Source organism: Microbispora sp. CA-135349, assembly GCF_050947365.1.
Taxonomy (GTDB): Bacteria; Actinomycetota; Actinomycetes; order Streptosporangiales; family Streptosporangiaceae; genus Microbispora.
Genome location: NZ_CP192001.1, coordinates 8,376,129 through 8,391,083, shown reverse-complemented (window position 1 = coordinate 8,391,083; position 14,955 = coordinate 8,376,129). Strand labels below are relative to the sequence as shown.

15 protein-coding genes are annotated in these 14,955 nt (G+C 71.3%); 6 read left to right on the top strand and 9 right to left on the bottom strand.

All coding sequences use genetic code 11. The features are described 5' to 3' along the window. Positions 1 to 52 precede the first annotated feature (52 nt). The 4 genes from ACQPZZ_RS38670 to ACQPZZ_RS38655 all read left to right on the top strand — a co-directional run bounded on the left by ACQPZZ_RS38670 (position 53) and on the right by ACQPZZ_RS38655 (position 3,564). Positions 53 to 1,600, top strand: a complete 1,548-nt coding sequence (locus ACQPZZ_RS38670; RefSeq protein ID WP_432927332.1) for a DUF7507 domain-containing protein — start codon at positions 53 to 55, stop codon at positions 1,598 to 1,600. A gap of 123 nt (positions 1,601 to 1,723) precedes the next feature. Continuing rightward, entirely contained in the window at positions 1,724 to 2,107 is a 384-nt protein-coding gene (locus ACQPZZ_RS38665; protein ID WP_432927330.1) for a nuclear transport factor 2 family protein, read from the top strand. Positions 2,108 to 2,291: 184 nt separating this feature from the next. After that, a complete protein-coding gene (locus ACQPZZ_RS38660) occupies positions 2,292 to 2,816 on the top strand; it encodes a sigma-70 family RNA polymerase sigma factor (RefSeq protein WP_363645402.1) in 525 nt (174 codons plus the stop codon). A gap of 103 nt (positions 2,817 to 2,919) precedes the next feature. Then, on the top strand, positions 2,920 to 3,564 hold the full coding sequence (locus tag ACQPZZ_RS38655) for a permease-like cell division protein FtsX (protein WP_432927328.1): 645 nt from the start codon (positions 2,920 to 2,922) through the stop codon (positions 3,562 to 3,564). 86 nt (positions 3,565 to 3,650) lie between these two features. Here ACQPZZ_RS38655 and ACQPZZ_RS38650 read toward each other — a convergent pair whose 3' ends face one another. The 3 genes from ACQPZZ_RS38650 to ACQPZZ_RS38640 all read right to left on the bottom strand — a co-directional run bounded on the left by ACQPZZ_RS38650 (position 3,651) and on the right by ACQPZZ_RS38640 (position 6,194). Beyond that, complete coding sequence (locus tag ACQPZZ_RS38650) at positions 3,651 to 4,709, bottom strand: hypothetical protein (RefSeq protein ID WP_432927326.1); 1,059 nt, start codon at positions 4,707 to 4,709, stop codon at positions 3,651 to 3,653. Between the two features lie 272 nt (positions 4,710 to 4,981). After that, positions 4,982 to 5,638, bottom strand: coding sequence for a class I SAM-dependent methyltransferase (locus ACQPZZ_RS38645; protein ID WP_432927324.1), 657 nt, complete (start codon positions 5,636 to 5,638; stop codon positions 4,982 to 4,984). A gap of 355 nt (positions 5,639 to 5,993) precedes the next feature. After that, positions 5,994 to 6,194 carry a hypothetical protein gene (locus ACQPZZ_RS38640; RefSeq protein WP_432927322.1) on the bottom strand — a complete coding sequence of 67 codons (201 nt, stop codon included), beginning with the start codon at positions 6,192 to 6,194 and terminating at the stop codon, positions 5,994 to 5,996. A gap of 92 nt (positions 6,195 to 6,286) precedes the next feature. Here ACQPZZ_RS38640 and ACQPZZ_RS38635 point away from each other — a divergent pair, with 92 nt between their 5' ends. Beyond that, on the top strand, positions 6,287 to 7,018 hold the full coding sequence (locus ACQPZZ_RS38635) for a GNAT family N-acetyltransferase (RefSeq protein ID WP_432927320.1): 732 nt from the start codon (positions 6,287 to 6,289) through the stop codon (positions 7,016 to 7,018). On the opposite strand, the gene ACQPZZ_RS38630 is transcribed toward ACQPZZ_RS38635, so the two are convergent. From ACQPZZ_RS38630 to ACQPZZ_RS38605, 6 genes are all read right to left on the bottom strand, one after another. Continuing rightward, the gene (locus tag ACQPZZ_RS38630; protein WP_432927318.1) at positions 6,996 to 8,120 is read right to left on the bottom strand and encodes an alpha/beta hydrolase family protein; all 1,125 of its coding nucleotides are present in this window, start codon (positions 8,118 to 8,120) and stop codon (positions 6,996 to 6,998) included. The two genes, ACQPZZ_RS38635 and ACQPZZ_RS38630, sit on opposite strands and share 23 nt — an antisense overlap. Before the next feature lie 31 nt (positions 8,121 to 8,151). After that, positions 8,152 to 9,522 (bottom strand): aldehyde dehydrogenase family protein, encoded by a 1,371-nt coding sequence (locus ACQPZZ_RS38625; protein ID WP_432927316.1) that lies wholly within the window; start codon positions 9,520 to 9,522, stop codon positions 8,152 to 8,154. After that, entirely contained in the window at positions 9,522 to 10,616 is a 1,095-nt protein-coding gene (locus ACQPZZ_RS38620; RefSeq protein WP_432927314.1) for a phenazine antibiotic biosynthesis protein, read from the bottom strand. Before ACQPZZ_RS38620 ends, ACQPZZ_RS38625 begins: the two co-directional genes overlap by 1 nt. Before the next feature lie 228 nt (positions 10,617 to 10,844). After that, positions 10,845 to 11,135 (bottom strand): hypothetical protein, encoded by a 291-nt coding sequence (locus ACQPZZ_RS38615; RefSeq protein ID WP_432927312.1) that lies wholly within the window; start codon positions 11,133 to 11,135, stop codon positions 10,845 to 10,847. A gap of 55 nt (positions 11,136 to 11,190) precedes the next feature. Beyond that, positions 11,191 to 12,369 carry a CU044_5270 family protein gene (locus ACQPZZ_RS38610; RefSeq protein WP_432927310.1) on the bottom strand — a complete coding sequence of 393 codons (1,179 nt, stop codon included), beginning with the start codon at positions 12,367 to 12,369 and terminating at the stop codon, positions 11,191 to 11,193. After that, positions 12,362 to 12,937 (bottom strand): RNA polymerase sigma factor, encoded by a 576-nt coding sequence (locus tag ACQPZZ_RS38605; protein WP_432927308.1) that lies wholly within the window; start codon positions 12,935 to 12,937, stop codon positions 12,362 to 12,364. The genes ACQPZZ_RS38610 and ACQPZZ_RS38605 overlap by 8 nt, the downstream gene beginning before the upstream one ends. Before the next feature lie 330 nt (positions 12,938 to 13,267). Between ACQPZZ_RS38605 and ACQPZZ_RS38600 the strand changes: the two genes are divergently transcribed. After that, positions 13,268 to 14,878 (top strand): ABC-F family ATP-binding cassette domain-containing protein, encoded by a 1,611-nt coding sequence (locus tag ACQPZZ_RS38600; protein ID WP_432927306.1) that lies wholly within the window; start codon positions 13,268 to 13,270, stop codon positions 14,876 to 14,878. Positions 14,879 to 14,955 lie beyond the last annotated feature (77 nt).

Here is a 14,955-nt window from a genome sequence, read left to right as displayed (position 1 = left end):
GTGCCAGCGCCGGTCGTACGGCCTGGTGAATCGCCACGACGAGAGGACGTTCATGATGAGGCACATCCGCAGGATGTGTTATCCCGTTGCCGCCCTGGTGGCGGCGGCTGTCCCGCTGACGCTGTCCGGAGCGGTCCCGGCCGACGCCGCGCCCACCCGCCCCGAGGCCGCGGCCACGGCGGCGCAGCGGGCCGCGGCGCCGAACCCCGCGTCGTGCCCGGAGCAGGTGGCGTTGGTCAACGGCGGTTTCGAGAAGCCCGTCGTCGCCGGGACGTGGGCTTCGTTCCCTGACGCCTCGCAGAACACCTCGAACGCGGTGCCGGGCTGGCGGACGACCGCCACCGATCACATGATCGAGGTTTGGAGCCCCCGGATGAACGTTCCGGCACTCGAGGGCGCGCAGTTCGCGGAGCTGAACGCCAACCAGGTCTCGACCCTCTACCAGGACCGTCCGACCACGCCGGGCCAGAAGCTGTACTGGCGGCTGTCCCACCGCGGGCGCCTCGGCACCGACCAGATGGCGCTGGACATCGGCGCCCCCTCGGGCCCCACCCAGCAGGGGACCATGTCCGACGGCACCGGGAAGTGGGGCACCTACTACGGCACCTACACCGTGCCCGCCGGCCAGACGACCACCAGGTTCGCCTTCCGTTCCATCTCCGCCGCCGGAGGCAACGCGTCGGTCGGCAACTTCCTCGACGACGTCTTCTTCGGCACCCCGCCGTGCGTGGTCGTCACCAAGTCCGCGAGCCCGCAGGGGCCGGTCGACGTCGGCGACGAGATCACCTACCGGCTGACCGCGGTCAACAAGGGTGGCGACGTCGCGCAGAATGTCCGGCTCACCGACAAGGTCCCGGCCGGGACCACCTACGTGCCCGGCTCGCTGCGCGTCGTGAGCGGCCCCAACAGTGGCCCCAACAGCGGCGCCATGACCGACCAGGCAGCCGACGACCAGGCCGAGTTCGACGCCGCCACCGGTGCCGTCACCTTCAGGCTGGGAGACGGCGCCACGGGCACGGCGGGAGGCAAAGTGGCCAACGACACCACCTTGCCGGACGGCACCACCGTGGAGTTCCGGGTCAAGGCCGGCAGGCAGGTCGCGGGCAAGCGGGTCGTCAACAGCGGCACGGTCGCCTACGAGAACCGGCTCGGCCCCGAGCCCGAGCCGCTGACCTCCACCAGCGGTGACGCCGTCACCGAGGTCAACCCGGCCGTCGACCTGAGCGTGGTCAAGTCCGCGGACAAGACCGAGGTCACCGTGGGCGAGACCGTCACCTATCGCGTCACGGTCGCCAACGCCGGGCCCAGCGACGCCACCGGGGTCGTCGTCAAGGACGCCCTGCCGGCCACCCTCGCTCTCCTGGCGGCCACGCCCTCGACCGGCACGTACGCCGGGGGCACGTGGACCGTGGGGACGCTCGCCGGCGGCGCGACGGCCACACTGGTCGTCCACGCGAAGGCCACCGCGATCGGAGAGACGGTCAACACCGCGACCGCCGGTGGCAAGGAGCTCGACCTCGACCCCGCCGACAACAGGGACGCGGTCAAGGTCTGCGTCCAGCGCGAGCCGTTCTGCCCGTACTGCACGCCCGGGAAGTAGGGCACCGGCGAGTGACCGGCTGAGACCGGGAGCCGCCCCGCCGTGGCCCGCGTCCCACGGCGGGGCGGCGACCGCAGGGACTACCGTCGTGCCGAGGACACGCCGCGACGGAGAGGATCCCCCATGGCAGGCACTCTTGCGGACGAGCTGTACGAGGCCGAGAGGCGATTGCAGAACGCGCAGCTCACCGGTGACGTCGAGGAGCTCGACCGGCTGCTCGACGAGCGGCTCGTCTTCACGGGACCGCCGGACGGCCGGCTGCACCCGGAGGCCAAGCAGCTCGATCTCCACAACCACCGCTCGCGTACGCAGGTGATGACGAAGGTGGCCGAGGAGGACCTCACCGTCGTCGTCGCGGGGACGACCGGAGTCACGTGTTTCCTCGGCACCCTCGAAGGCTCCTTCGCGGGCGAGCCGTTCGCCGGGCGACTGCGCTACACGCGCACGTGGGTGCACACCGGCGAGCACGGCTGGCGCGTCCTGGCGGCCCACGCCAGCGAGGCGTGACGCGAGGCCCGAAATCGCGAGGCCCTTCCGGACCACCCGGAGGGGCCTTCGCGCGTACCGGGCCGGAAACACGCGAGCAAGGGATCGCCGGAATACACGAGCAAGGGATCGCCGGGAACACGAGACCGGCGAATCGCCGGAAATCCGCGAGCAGCGGATCGGCGGGGGCGCGCGTTCACACTGCATGGACCGTGAATCCCTACGGCTGACGGCGCTCGCGCCGCCCGAGCCGCCTCCCGAGGCCGATCTGGCGGGCCTGTACCGCGAGCACCGGGTCGGCCTGGTGCGGCTCGCGGTGCTGCTCGTCGGCGACCTGGAGACGGCGGAGGACGTGGTGCAGGACGTCTTCGCCCGGCTGCACGGCCGGCGGCGGCCTCCGGACCTGACGCTCGCCTACCTGAGGACCTGCGTGCTCAACGGGTCGCGCTCGGTGCTGCGCCGCCGCGCGGTCATGCTGCGCCGCACGCAGCGGGTCACCGACCTCGCCGACTCGGCGGAGACCGCCGTCCTCATCGGCGAGTCCCGGAGGCAGGTGCTGCTGGCGCTGGCCCGGCTGCCCCGGCGCCAGCGGGAGGCGCTGGTGCTGCGTTACTACCTCGACCTGGCGGACTCCGAGATCGCCCTGGTCATGGGGGTGGGGCAGAGCACCGTCAGATCCACGACCGCACGAGCCCTGGCCAGACTCCTTCGCGAACTGGGAGAGGACTAATGAGCGAGCGTAGCGAGCGAATCAGGGAACACCGAGCCTGGCGAGGCGCCGAATCGCGCTCCTCCGGCACGGCCCGGCTCCGAGTCGAGGGCGAGGAGAGGGCATGAGCGCCATCGAGGATCGGCTCCGCGACGCCATGGCGGCCCGCGCGCGTACGGTGCCGGACGACGGCCTCGACCACGCGCTGCCCGCGCCACACCGCACCCGGCCGCGCGGCCTCGCGATCGCCGCAGCGGCGCTCGCGGTGGCCGGCACGATCGTGGGCGTGGCACGGCTCGCGCAGCCCTCTCCTGACCCCCGGGAGGCCGGGCTCGCCGCGATTCCGCTGAGCGGCGCCGCGGCCTCGTCCGACATGGTCGACATCTCGGTCTACCTCTGTACGAAACATCCGGCGTTCGCGAGCTGTAAGGGCCGCGCGGTCACCGACAGGGAGAAGGGGCACATCGAGCAGGCTCTCCGGGCCCGCCCCGATGTGCGGACCATCGTGTTCGAGGACCAGCGGGCGGCGTTCGAGAACTTCCGCAGACAGGAGCGGAACGCCGCGTTGCTGAAGGTGGTCAGGGCCGAGGACATGCCCGAGTCCTTCCGTCTGAAAGTCGCGCCCGGCGCCGACCACCTGGCCGTGGCCAGGGCGGCCAAGGACCTGCCCGGCGTGTCCAGCGTCATCGACGAGAAGTGCTCGAGAGAGGAGATCGCCCGGTCGGCGCAGCTCTCCGGACGATGCGACTTCCTCGGCAGGCGACGCTGAGCCTGCCCGGCACGCGGAAGGGGCACGGGCGGGATCGCCCGTGCCCCTCATGGCCCTCACCGGCTGTCAGGACCTCGTTGCCCGGCTCACTCACATGCCTCGCTGCTGGAGGAGGAGTGCATCATGGGCCGGCTCAAACTGACCTGCCGGCTTTCGGTGACGTACCGCGTCTCGGTGATCGGGCGCTGGTAGGTCATCATGCGCGTGTAGCTGACCGGACGGCTTTCGCTGACGAAGTGCGTGGACTTCACCGCGTGCGTCTCCGGCACCATCCGGGTGTAGCTGATCGGACGGCTCTCTGTGACGTACCGCGTCTGGGTGACCGGGCGCTGGAAGGTCTCCTGGTGGGTGACCGGCCGGCTTTCCGTGACGTACCGCGTCTCGGTGACGGGCCGCTGGTAGGTCACCTGGCGGGTGACCGGACGGCTCTCGGTGACGTAGCTCACCACCGGACGCTGGTAGGTGACGTACCGCGTCACCGGACGCGACTCGGTGACGTACCGCGTCTGGGTGACCGGGCGCTGGAAGGTCTCCTGGCGGGTGACCGGACGGCTCTCGGTGACCATGCGCGTGTAGGTCACGGGGCGCTGGTAGGTCATCTGGCGCGTTTCCGTGACCGGACGCATCCGGGTGACGTACCGCGTCTGGGTGACCGGGCGCTGGAAGGTGACCTGCCGGGTGAACGTGACCGGACGGCTCTCGGTCACCATGCGCGTCTGCGTGACCGGCCGCTGGTAGGTGATCGTCCGCGTGTAGCTGATCGGACGGCTGTACGACGACCGCTCGGGCAGCGACGACTCGCTCAGCGACGAGCGCAGTGACGACTCGCGCAGCGAGGCCCGTGAGTGGTGGTAGGCGAGGTTGCTCTGGGACTGGTTGCCGCTCGACTCCTCGCTCGATGAACCTTCCTGGGCGCTCTCCCGCCCGTACCCGCTCTCCTCCTCGTACGCGCGTCCGCTCTGCTCGGCCGCCTCTTCCGACTCTTCGCCGAGGCTGGCGCCCGGCTCCTCGGCCCGCGGCGCGCTCAGCGCGGCGGCGAGGCCGGAGGGGTGGGCGGCGGTGGAGGCCGATGCGATGGCCGGCCAGAGCGTAATCGCGGACAGGACTGCCGGACCCAGCAGTAATGAGAATCGAGTGCCGTGCATAGAGATACTCCTCTCCGATCAGCGATCGGGTGTATCTCAATCGTTGGCACCCGGGCCGGAGCCCGTCCAGGCGAGTTGACCCGTCCTAGGCCCTTCGCATCGCCACTTCGTGTATTCCAATGGGCGTGTGCCTCGAATATGTGCCGGATGACCGGGATCCGTTTTGCCGTCCGTTGCCGGGCGTAATACCGTCGCACTCGTTGCCGACACGTTTACCTGTTACGCATTGCGTATTTTCCCGGTTGGCTGCGTCGGACTTTCGCTTCCGCGGGTCAGCGGCGGGCGATGACGGCGTACCGCTCGTCGTGGATCGGCTTGCCCCACAGCACGGGATCGGTCAGCGGCTCCGCCCGCACGCTCGCGGCGTACGGCCGCAGCACCTCCACGAGGGGCTCGGCGCTCACTCCGCCGAGCCAGGGCAGGGAGCCCGCGCCCGGCACGTACGGCGGGCCGTCCCCGGAGGCCCGCCAGTTGCCCTCGATGAGGATCAGCCGGCCGTGCGGGCGCAGCAGGCTCAGCCAGGTGCGCAACGCGCGTTCCGGCGCGGGCAGGGTCCACAGGAGGTGCCGGGCCAGGACGACGTCGAAGGAGAGGCCGGCGGCGGCCGGAGGGGCGCTCGCGTCCCCGGTGAGGACGCGTCCCGTGAAGCCCGCCGCCGCGAGTTTGCGCCGCGCCGCCTCGGCCATCCGGGGAGACAGATCCACGCCCACCGGCCGGTGTCCCTGCTCGGCCAGCAGCAGCGTCAGCGAGCCGGTGCCACAGCCCAGGTCGAGGACGTCGGCCGGGGGCCGCGGCATCCAGGACCGCAGCCGTCCCGCCCAGGCCGCGCGGACCCGGAGGTCGCGAAGCCCGTGGTCGGCTTCGTCGTCGAAGGTGTCTGCCTCCGCGTCCCAGTAGGAGGCGATCGACTGGGGATCCAGATCAGGCACGGACGCATCTTGTCACCCGCTGCCGACAAAAGTGGATGCCAAAAGTAAGGCGGGTGATGTCCGCAGGGGTCAGACGGCCCGCGGGGGTGAACGGTTCACTTCCACGAGGCTCCGCACACGTCAGGACCCCGGCAGGAGAGTCTCCTGCCGGGGTCCCGCACGTGTGGTGCCGGTGCCGGGTCGCCTCTCGGCGAAAGGCACAACGCGGCTCCAGCCGAACGGTAGTCCGCGAAGGCAAATTAGGTGAGGCCCGGGGACACCTGCACACCGGCCACGCTTCATCCAACCACGTGCCCGCCCCTGTTGTTCCCGGGCCACGCCATCTTTTTCCGGTCCGATCTTCGGAGTCCGGTCCTCAGCCGCGGAGGAAGAGGGTCTTTCCGGACCTGCCGGGGTAGACGACGACCAGGCGCCCCTCGACCGGGTAGTCGGTGTCGTACTTCGCGGCCTCCTCCTGTTTCCGCATGTAGACGCGCACGCGGTAACGCCCGGGTCCGGCGGCGGCGAGGCCGGGGACGACGTCCGACTCCCCGTACGCCCGACAGACCAGGGGCACCCTGTCCGGACAAAGATCGCGACGTCGGTATGTGGACATACCACTTGAAAAGGGGTTGCCCTGCCGCCCCGTGCTCCGGGAGCCTCCCTCCTGTGGAGCGAGTGATTCTGGCCGGGGCGGACGGCGCTCCGGCCTTCAGCTACGTCGAGGACGAGCGGTACGGCCTGCCGTGTGCCGACCTGGTCGAGGTCGTGGGCCCGGGGGCGATCGACGCGATCATGACGAAGCTGCCGGGCTGGGCGGTGGCGGGGCCGGTCGACCTGGGCGAGGCGCTCGTCGCGCGCGGCGCCCGCGTCATGCGGCACGCCCACGAGATGACCTGCGAGCTGCGTACGGCGCCGCCGACCGAGACCGGCGCCCCCGGCGGCTTCCGGTTCGCGCCCTGCGACCGCTCGGCGGAAGAGGTGTTCGCGGCGTGGCGGGCGGCCTATCCGCCGGGCCACCCGGACCACAGGGACGTGGACGACGCCGCCGCGCTGCGCGACCAGCTCACCCCGTTGCTCGCGGGGAAGATGACGGGCGAGGTCCTGCCCTGCAGCCTGCTCGCCCTCGACGGGGCCGGCGGCGTCGCCGGCGGCGTCGTGGTCACCCTCTTCCACGGCCTTCCCTGGGTGGCCGAGGTCTTCCGCCATCCCGCCCGCACGCCCTCCGGCCTCGGCGCACGCATGCTGGCCGCCGTACGGGACAGGGCGGCGGCAGACGGACTGGAGCGGCTGGGCCTGGTCGTTTCCGAGGGCAATCCGGCCAGGCGCGTGTACGAACGGCTCGGGTTCACCCTGGTCGCCAGCTCGATGACGGTCGTCATCCCGGGCCGATCGATGTGACGAACTCCTTCAACTCCCGTTCGTAACGCCCGGGATCGGCGTTCCAGGAGCCCGTGTGCCCGCCTCCGCTCGTCCGTACGAGCCTGACGATGTCGGGGCGGGCCTCGGCGAACCGCAGCGCCGGGCCGGTCGGCACGGTCGCGTCGTCGTCGTCCACGTAGAGCAGCGTGGGGATCTTGAACTCGCGGGCGTGCCGCAGGTGGTCGACGTCGTCGAACGACAGGCCGGTGCGCCGCTCGACGGCCCATTCGCCGACCGACACGAGGAAGCCGGGCACGCCCATCTGCTCGGCCCCGAGGGCGATCGGCGCCCGCCAGTCGATGACCGGGCTGTCCAGGATCATGGCCCTGATCGGCTCGCCCGGCAGGTGGCGTACGGCCATCGGCACGATGCCCCCGCCCATCGACCAGCCATACAGGACGATCCCGGTCGCGCCCCGGCTCCTGGCGTACGTGATCGCCGCGGCCACGTCCTGCCACTCGGTGGCGCCGAGGTGGAACCTGCCGTCCGGGCTCGCCGGGGCGTCCTCGTCGTTGCGGTAGGTGATGCCCAGCACCGGCATCCCCAGGCTGTGGAAAACCGGCAGCACGCGCAGCGCCTCCGCCGGGCCGCCGTTGCGGCCGTGCACGGCGATGACCCAGGTCGTCGAGGTGCCCTCGGTCCGCCAGCCGGGGAAGTCGCCGAGAGGCGAGGGGATCCGCACGTCCTGGTACGGCACGCCGGCGGCGGCCGGGGTCGCATGGCCCCACAGCCAGCGGTCGAGGTAGGCGTGCACCCCGGGGCGCAGCTCGCCGTGGACGACCTCGGTGACCTTCCTGGTCACCGTGCCGGCCCCGGTCGTGATCACCTGCCCCACCAGTGCGTTGCCGTCCGCCCAGGTCAGACCGTACGTGCCGGGGGCATCCGTGTCGGCGCCGCCCCTGATCGTGACCTGGTCGCCGCTGACGGCCGTCACCTCCAGGGGATAGCCGGAGGTGTGGACGGGGTCGATCACGAGGCCGGAGTAGTACCAGCCCGCGCCGCCGACGGCGGCCACGGCGAGCACCACGACGACGGCGAGCGTCCACAGCAGGCGGCGGCGCCACCGTGTCGTCCTGCGCATGCCCAGAATCTACTGGGCATTTTGCGATTCTTTAAGCGCGGATGACGCCCTTCGTCCGCATGAGGAACTCACCGAGGTAGGCGTCGTGCGGGACCCACGCCGGCATCAGATAGGTGGGGGTGTCGCCCAGGTAGACATTCCTGATCGTGGGGTCCTCCACCAGGCGGTCGATCAGCTCGTCGTCCTCGGTGATCGCGGTCAGCACGAGCGTGTTCCGCAGCGGCTCGATGCCGTCCGCGGGGCTCCAGGGCGCGAACCACACGCAGGGGAACGACAGCTCGATCCTCGTCTGGGGCGCGTCCGGCCGGTCCACCCGGAAGACGGCCGGCCGCAGGACCGCGGCGCCGTCGCCCAGGTCGTCCACCACGCCGTCGCCGCCCAGCACGGGCGTCGCGCCGTTCACGTGGTCGAGCAGGTACTTCTCGATCGCGTGCGCGTCCGCGACCGGCTGCACGGGCAGCACCGCGCCGTCGTCCTCCGGCGGCAGGCTCGGGATCGCGGCGAGCCGTTCCGCGACGGCCTCGGCCACCGGCGCGGGGTCGCCCTCCACGAAGACGGCGGTCGTGTTCACACAGGCCGTCCCCCCGAAGGCGCTGACCGACTCCACGATCGTGCCGAGGTGGGACTCCCAGTCGTCCCCGGTGAGCAGGATCTTGGACCGTCCCGGGCCCTGCGGCAGCACCCTGACGTCGTTGCCGTACTTGTTCACGACCTCCTCGCCGCCGTACACCATGGCGAGGTCCGCGTCGCGGATGATGTCGTCGGCCACCGCGTAGTCGGTCGGCAGGAGCACCACCTGGTCCTCGCCGAACCCCGATTCCCGTAACGCCGTGATCAGGCGGTGCGGGGTGAACGGCTCGCGCCGGGAGGGGCGCACCGCGACCCGGTAGCCGAGCGCCAGGGCCTCCAGCCACAGCGTGTGCACGCCCGGGTGGTTGCCCGCCGCGTGTACGGCGAAGACGTCGCCGCGCCGCGTCCAGACCGCCTGGCCGTTGCAGGTGAGCGGGTCCCGCCAGTCGTCCACCGCGCCCTCGGGCCGGGCGTACCGGGTGGTGCGGTACGCCTCGCCGGCGCGCCGCCCGATGCCCGAGGTCGCCGATCGGACCACGGTGATCGGCATTCCCGAGACGCGGCTGACGATGTGCTGGTACTCCTCGGCCGGAACACCGTTCACCGTGCCCGTCGCGAAGAGCCGTCCCGCGCGGGTGAGGGCCGCCGTCCGCTCGCGGGTCGGCAGGGTCCGCGCCTCGCGCAGGGCCGCCATCGTCCGCTGGACGAACAACCGCGGCACCAGGCTCAGCTCGGCGACCGGCGTCCCGGTCAGCTCGGTGATCGTCAGCCGGCTGCGGCTGCGGTAGGGCCCGCCCGCGCCCAGGGCGTCGAGCCGGATGAGCTCTTCCATCAGTACACCCCCTCGATGACCTGCTCGTTGTCGAAGACCGGGAGCGGGCCGACGTCGGCGACGGAGTCGCCCATCTGTCCCGGCGGCGGCGCCACGCGGGTCGCCAGGTCGCGTTCGAGGTTGTTGGGCAGCAGGAAGCTCTTGCTGACGTGGTGCATCACCACCTGACCGCGGTCGCCGTACCCGACGACCCCTCCGGTCTCCTGGTCCACCACCGAGAACGTGATGTAGGGCGAGAACGTGTCGAAGATGACGAGATCCTCCTCCGGTGGCGAGACCCGCTCGCCCAGCCCGCCGAGGATCATCGTGCTGCCGTACGTGCCGTACAGCTTGACCTCGGGGAACACCTCGGTGCGGAGCAGGTAGCGGGTGTCGGGGTCCATGTGCGCGCCGCCCCAGCTGATGGCGGCGATCTTCGAATTGATCAGGTCGACGAGCTCGTTCCTGCGGGCCAGCCGGGTCAGCAGCGGCGGTGTGGTCACCAGGACCCGCACGTCCTGGGTCCGCAGGACGTAGGTGCTCTGGTCGACCAGGTGCTCGGCGTAGCGCTCGGCCTCCTCGCCGCGGCCCTCGGCGATGCACCTCTTCACCCATCGCGGGTCCATGTCGACGGTGAACCGGATGCCGCCGCGTCGCACGGCCTGCCAGCGGACCAGTTCGCCGAAGACGTGCGGCCCGGTCGGGCCGAGCGACAGCCAGTGACCGCTCTCGGGATAGCCCCTCGCCCGCAGGTCCTGCTCGGTGCGGTGCATGAGCCGTTCCATCCAGTCCCGCAGCAGCACGACACGCTTGGGCGGCCCGGTCGTGCCCCCGCTCTCGTACACGCCGACCACGTCGGCGTCCCGCCCGTACCCGCGGGGGATGAGGTCCTCCACCCGGACGTCGCGCAGCTCGTTGGCCACATTGGGGAACCGGCGCAGATCGTCGAAGGTGCGCACGTCCTCGCGCGGGTCGAAGTCGAGCGTCTTCGCCCGCTCCAGCCAGAACGGCGAGCCGGTTTCCGGGCTGAAGTGCCATCGCATCGCGGCCTCGATGAACTCCGGGCCCTCCGGAACCTGGTCGAGCGGGCAGTCGAGAATCGGATCTGCTGCCATATCCCGCCCCTTTGACTTGGAAATCCCCTGAAAAGCCAGGCTATTTCCGGGTGATTCGCTACCAGGTCAAGAGATTTCGGGACTGCGGAAAAGGTTGCGCGAACCCGGCCGGGGGCCGCCGGGCGGGTTCGCCAGGGCGAAGTCCCAGAGGCCGGGCCTCCAGTGCCGGGTGCCAGGGCGGGGTCTCAAGGGCGGGGTCTCAAGGGCCGGGTTTCACTGCGCGGGGTCTCAAGGGCGGGGCGACGTGCGCTGCCAGAGCCGGCCGTGGCCCTTGCCGGTCCCCGCGCGGCACTTCGGGCACACCCGCCGCACCTCGTCGGCCGCGCCGCCCGATTCTGGGAAGGAGTCCGGCCAGGGGATGTGGTGGAAGCGGTACAGCCGCGACCGGCTGAGCGCGAGCCCGCACACGGTCTGGTTGGTGCCGGGCCACCAGGCGTGCGCCTCGCCCGCGGGCTTGCGTACGCCGTCCTCGTCCCGCCACTCGCCGGAAGCGGCCACAGAAGGCTCCCCACGCGGCATCGCCCGCCTCCTCACGTCTCCGCCGCATGGTTCCCGTACGAGCCGGGGCGAATCGTCAGCAGGGCACCTTGACGCGGGAAACGCCGGGCGCGAGAGGGGGCAGGGCCCGCGCGACGTCCACTTTCAGGACCGCTCTGGAATCGATCACCGCCCCCTTCGGGGTGCGCATCGTCACCTTCCCCGGGTTTCTGTCCCGTTCGATCTCCCGGCGCAGCGTCTCGGCGTCCATGCCCTTCGACACCCCGCCCCGGACGAGGCGGTCGATGTCCGCGTCGCTCAGGGGCGGGGGCGTGAACGAAGTCGTCCTGTCGCGGGTCGCCACCGTGCGCTCGCCGAGGTAGCGGTAGGTGCTCTTGTCGAAGACGAGCTCGGTCCTGGTGCGGTCCTCCTCCATCGTGACCCCGATGCCGTGCCTGCCCGCCGCGTCCACGGCGTCCGGAACCAGGGTGATCCCGTCGATTCCGGCGGCGATCCGGAACAGCGCCGCCGTCAGAGAGGGGCGGAAGACGCTCTCGCGGACGAAGGTTCCGACGGCTCCCCAGAAGCGCAGGTGCTCCGGCACGGCTGTGTATCTGGCCGCCTCGATCTCGAGCTGTCGCCGCAGGTAGGGCTCGTCGAGGGGCCAGGTGGCCATGCGGGCGGCGGTGACGGCGCCGGTCGACGGGCAGGCAGGGGTCTCGGTCAGCGTGTCCTCGGGCTTCTTGTCGAGCTGAGGCGGCGGGCTGGGCAGCGCGATGCCCGGAGCGGGAGCCGCGCTGAGCTGCCGTTCCCGGCTGAGCCAGGGGCCGGTGCCGCCTGCCGGGATCCAGCGCTCCTCGGTCCCGGTGACCTGCATTCCGGCCTCACCCATGTTCATGTAGACCATCGTGCGCATCTCGACGTGGACGTACTGGCCGGCGCCGGGACGCAGGTCCGGCTCGGCGACGGCGGTCCGCGCGGCGCGTTCCAGGAGCTCACGCGCGTTCGCCGGAGGCGCGGCCGGCAGCCCGGCGACGCCTCGGGAGTCGGAACCGTCCGGCCGAATCCCGGCCACGAGCACGCCTGCGGTGAGCGCGGCGGCCACGCCGCCCGCAAGCGCGATCTTCAGTCCTGTCCGGGGGACTCGCAGCCGCCGGGCCCGCGGCTGCGGCACCCGGGCCGCGGCCAGCAGCGCGCCGCGCGCGTCGCGCAGGTCCTCGTGCGAACCCTCGGGCGCCTCGGCCCACAGTCGTCTGACCGCGGTGATCTCATCCATCGTGGCCCTCCTTGTTCGTCAGCGCCTCGCGGATCTTCCTGCGGGCCCTGTTGAGTCGTGAGCGGACGGTGCCGAGGGGGATGCCGAGCGCCCGCGACACCTCCTCATAGGTCAGGTCGGCCCAGGCGACGAGCAGCAGCACATGTCGGTCGCCCGGTTTCAGCGCGGCGAGCGCCGCCGCGAGCGGCCGGTTCACCGCCAGCGTCGTCACCCCGTCCTCCACCAGGCCGCCGGAGACGGTGGCCGGATGGACGCCGCTGCGGACGTACGCCCGGTAGACGGTGAGCTCGCTGCGCCGCCGCTTGCCGATGACGTTGGAGGCGATGCCGTACAGCCACGGACGGGCGTCGGCGTGCCGGACGTCGTAGCGATGCCGGCTCTGGAACGCGGCGAGGAACGTCTCGGACACCACGTCCTCGGCGTTGTCCGGCCCCAGGCGCCGGGCGGCGTACCGGTGCAGGGAGGGCGCGTGCCGGTCGAAGAGCACGGCGAAGACCTCGGGCTCCCGCAACGACCGCTGGATCAGCGCCGTGTCTTCGGCGTCAACGGCCGTGGCGGATTCGGGCATGGATCGTGGGCCCCTTCATCAGTCGCCTTTTGCGACGGCGGGTACGGTCGCCCGTTATTACCGGCCGCCTCCGGAATGGTTCACGGTGCTGCGCGGATCGTCCGACCGGATCGGCGGTGGCGACTGCTCCATACGAACACTTAGCCACTAACCGTTCCTGTGGCTCGGGGGTGGGAACGCCTCGGGGCCGACCGGCTCACCTGGTGGGCTCGGCCTCGAGGATCTCGCCTCGGCGGGACCGGCGGCCGGCGGAAAACGAGATGCCGTGCGCAAAAGTGATGAGTAGCCTGCGCGGGAAGCGCAAGACCACATCCGAGCAGGAGATTCACGGTGGGACACGTCGAGGTCGGGCATCTGACGCATGTGCTGCCGGACGGCAGGATGCTGCTGAACGACGTGTCGTTCCGCGTGGGGGAGGGGGTCAAAGCGGCCCTGGTCGGCCCGAACGGCGCGGGCAAGACGACCCTTCTCCGGATGATCGCGGGTGATCTCCAGCCGGTCGAGGGCACGGTGGCCCATTCGGGCGGTCTCGGGGTGATGCGGCAGTTCGTCGGCAACATCCGGGACGGCCGCACGGTCCAGGACCTGCTGCTCAGCGTCGCGCCGGAACGTGTCAGGACGGCGGCGGAACGGCTCGACGCCGCCGAGCTCGCGATGATGGAGCGGGACGACGAGAAGACCCAGATGCGGTACGCCCAGGCGATCACCGACTACGGCGACGCCGGGGGCTACGACATCGAGGTGCTCTGGGACGCCTGCGCGATGGCCGCGCTCGGCGCGCCGTACGACAGGGTGAAGTATCGCGAGGTCGCCACGCTGTCCGGCGGTGAGCAGAAGAGGCTGGTGCTGGAGGCGCTGCTGCGCGGCCCCGACCAGGTGCTGCTGCTCGACGAGCCGGACAACTACCTCGACGTGCCGGGCAAGGTGTGGCTGGAGACGGCGCTGCGCGAGACGCCCAAGACCGTGCTGCTGGTCTCCCACGACCGCCAGCTCCTGGCCAACGCCGCCGACCGGATCGTCACGGTCGAGTCGGGCAACGTCTGGATCCACGGCGGCGGCTTCGCGACGTACGCCGATGCGCGGCGGGAGCGCAACGAGCGGCTCGACGAGCTGCGCAGGCGCTGGGACGAGGAGCACGTCAAGCTCAAGCGCCTGGTGGTCATGCTCAGGCAGAAGGCCACCTACAACGACGGCATGGCCGCGGCCTACCACGCGGCGCAGACCCGGCTGCGCCGGTTCGAGGAGGCGGGGCCGCCCGAGCTCGCGGCGAAGGACCAGGTCATCAGCATGCGGCTGCGCGGCGGCCGTACGGGCAAGCGCGCGGTGATCTGCGAGGGCCTGGAGCTGACCGGCCTGATGAAGCCCTTCGACCTCGAGGTCTGGTACGGCGAGCGGGTCGCCGTGCTCGGCTCGAACGGCTCCGGCAAGTCGCACTTCCTGCGGCTGCTCGCGGGGGAGGGCGTGCGGCACACCGGGATTGTCAGGCTCGGCGCGCGGGTCGTCCCCGGGCACTTCGCCCAGACCCACGCCCGGCCCGAACTGCTCGGCCGTACGCCGTGCGAGATCGTCATGACCGAGCACGCCCGGCTGAAGAACGAGGCGATGAAGGCGCTGGCCCGCTACGAGCTCGCCGGCCGGGTGGCCGAGCAGCGGTTCGAGACGCTGTCGGGCGGCCAGCAGGCCCGCCTGCAGATCCTGCTGCTCGAACTGTCGGGCGCCACGCTGCTGCTGCTCGACGAGCCGACCGACAACCTCGACCTGGCCAGCGCGGAGGCCCTGCAGCAGGGCCTGGACGCCTTCGACGGCACCGTGCTGGCGGTGACCCACGACCGATGGTTCGCGGCCGACTTCGACCGCTACCTCGTCTTCGGCTCCGACGGCAGGGTGTACGAGTCGCCGGAGCCGGTCTGGGACGAGACACGCGTGGTCCGCCCGCGATAGACGGCCGGTAAAGATACCGGCGGGAGCGCGCGTGTCCCGGAGGTGGCGTCCCATTCAGCGGTTATGACGGCTAAGTG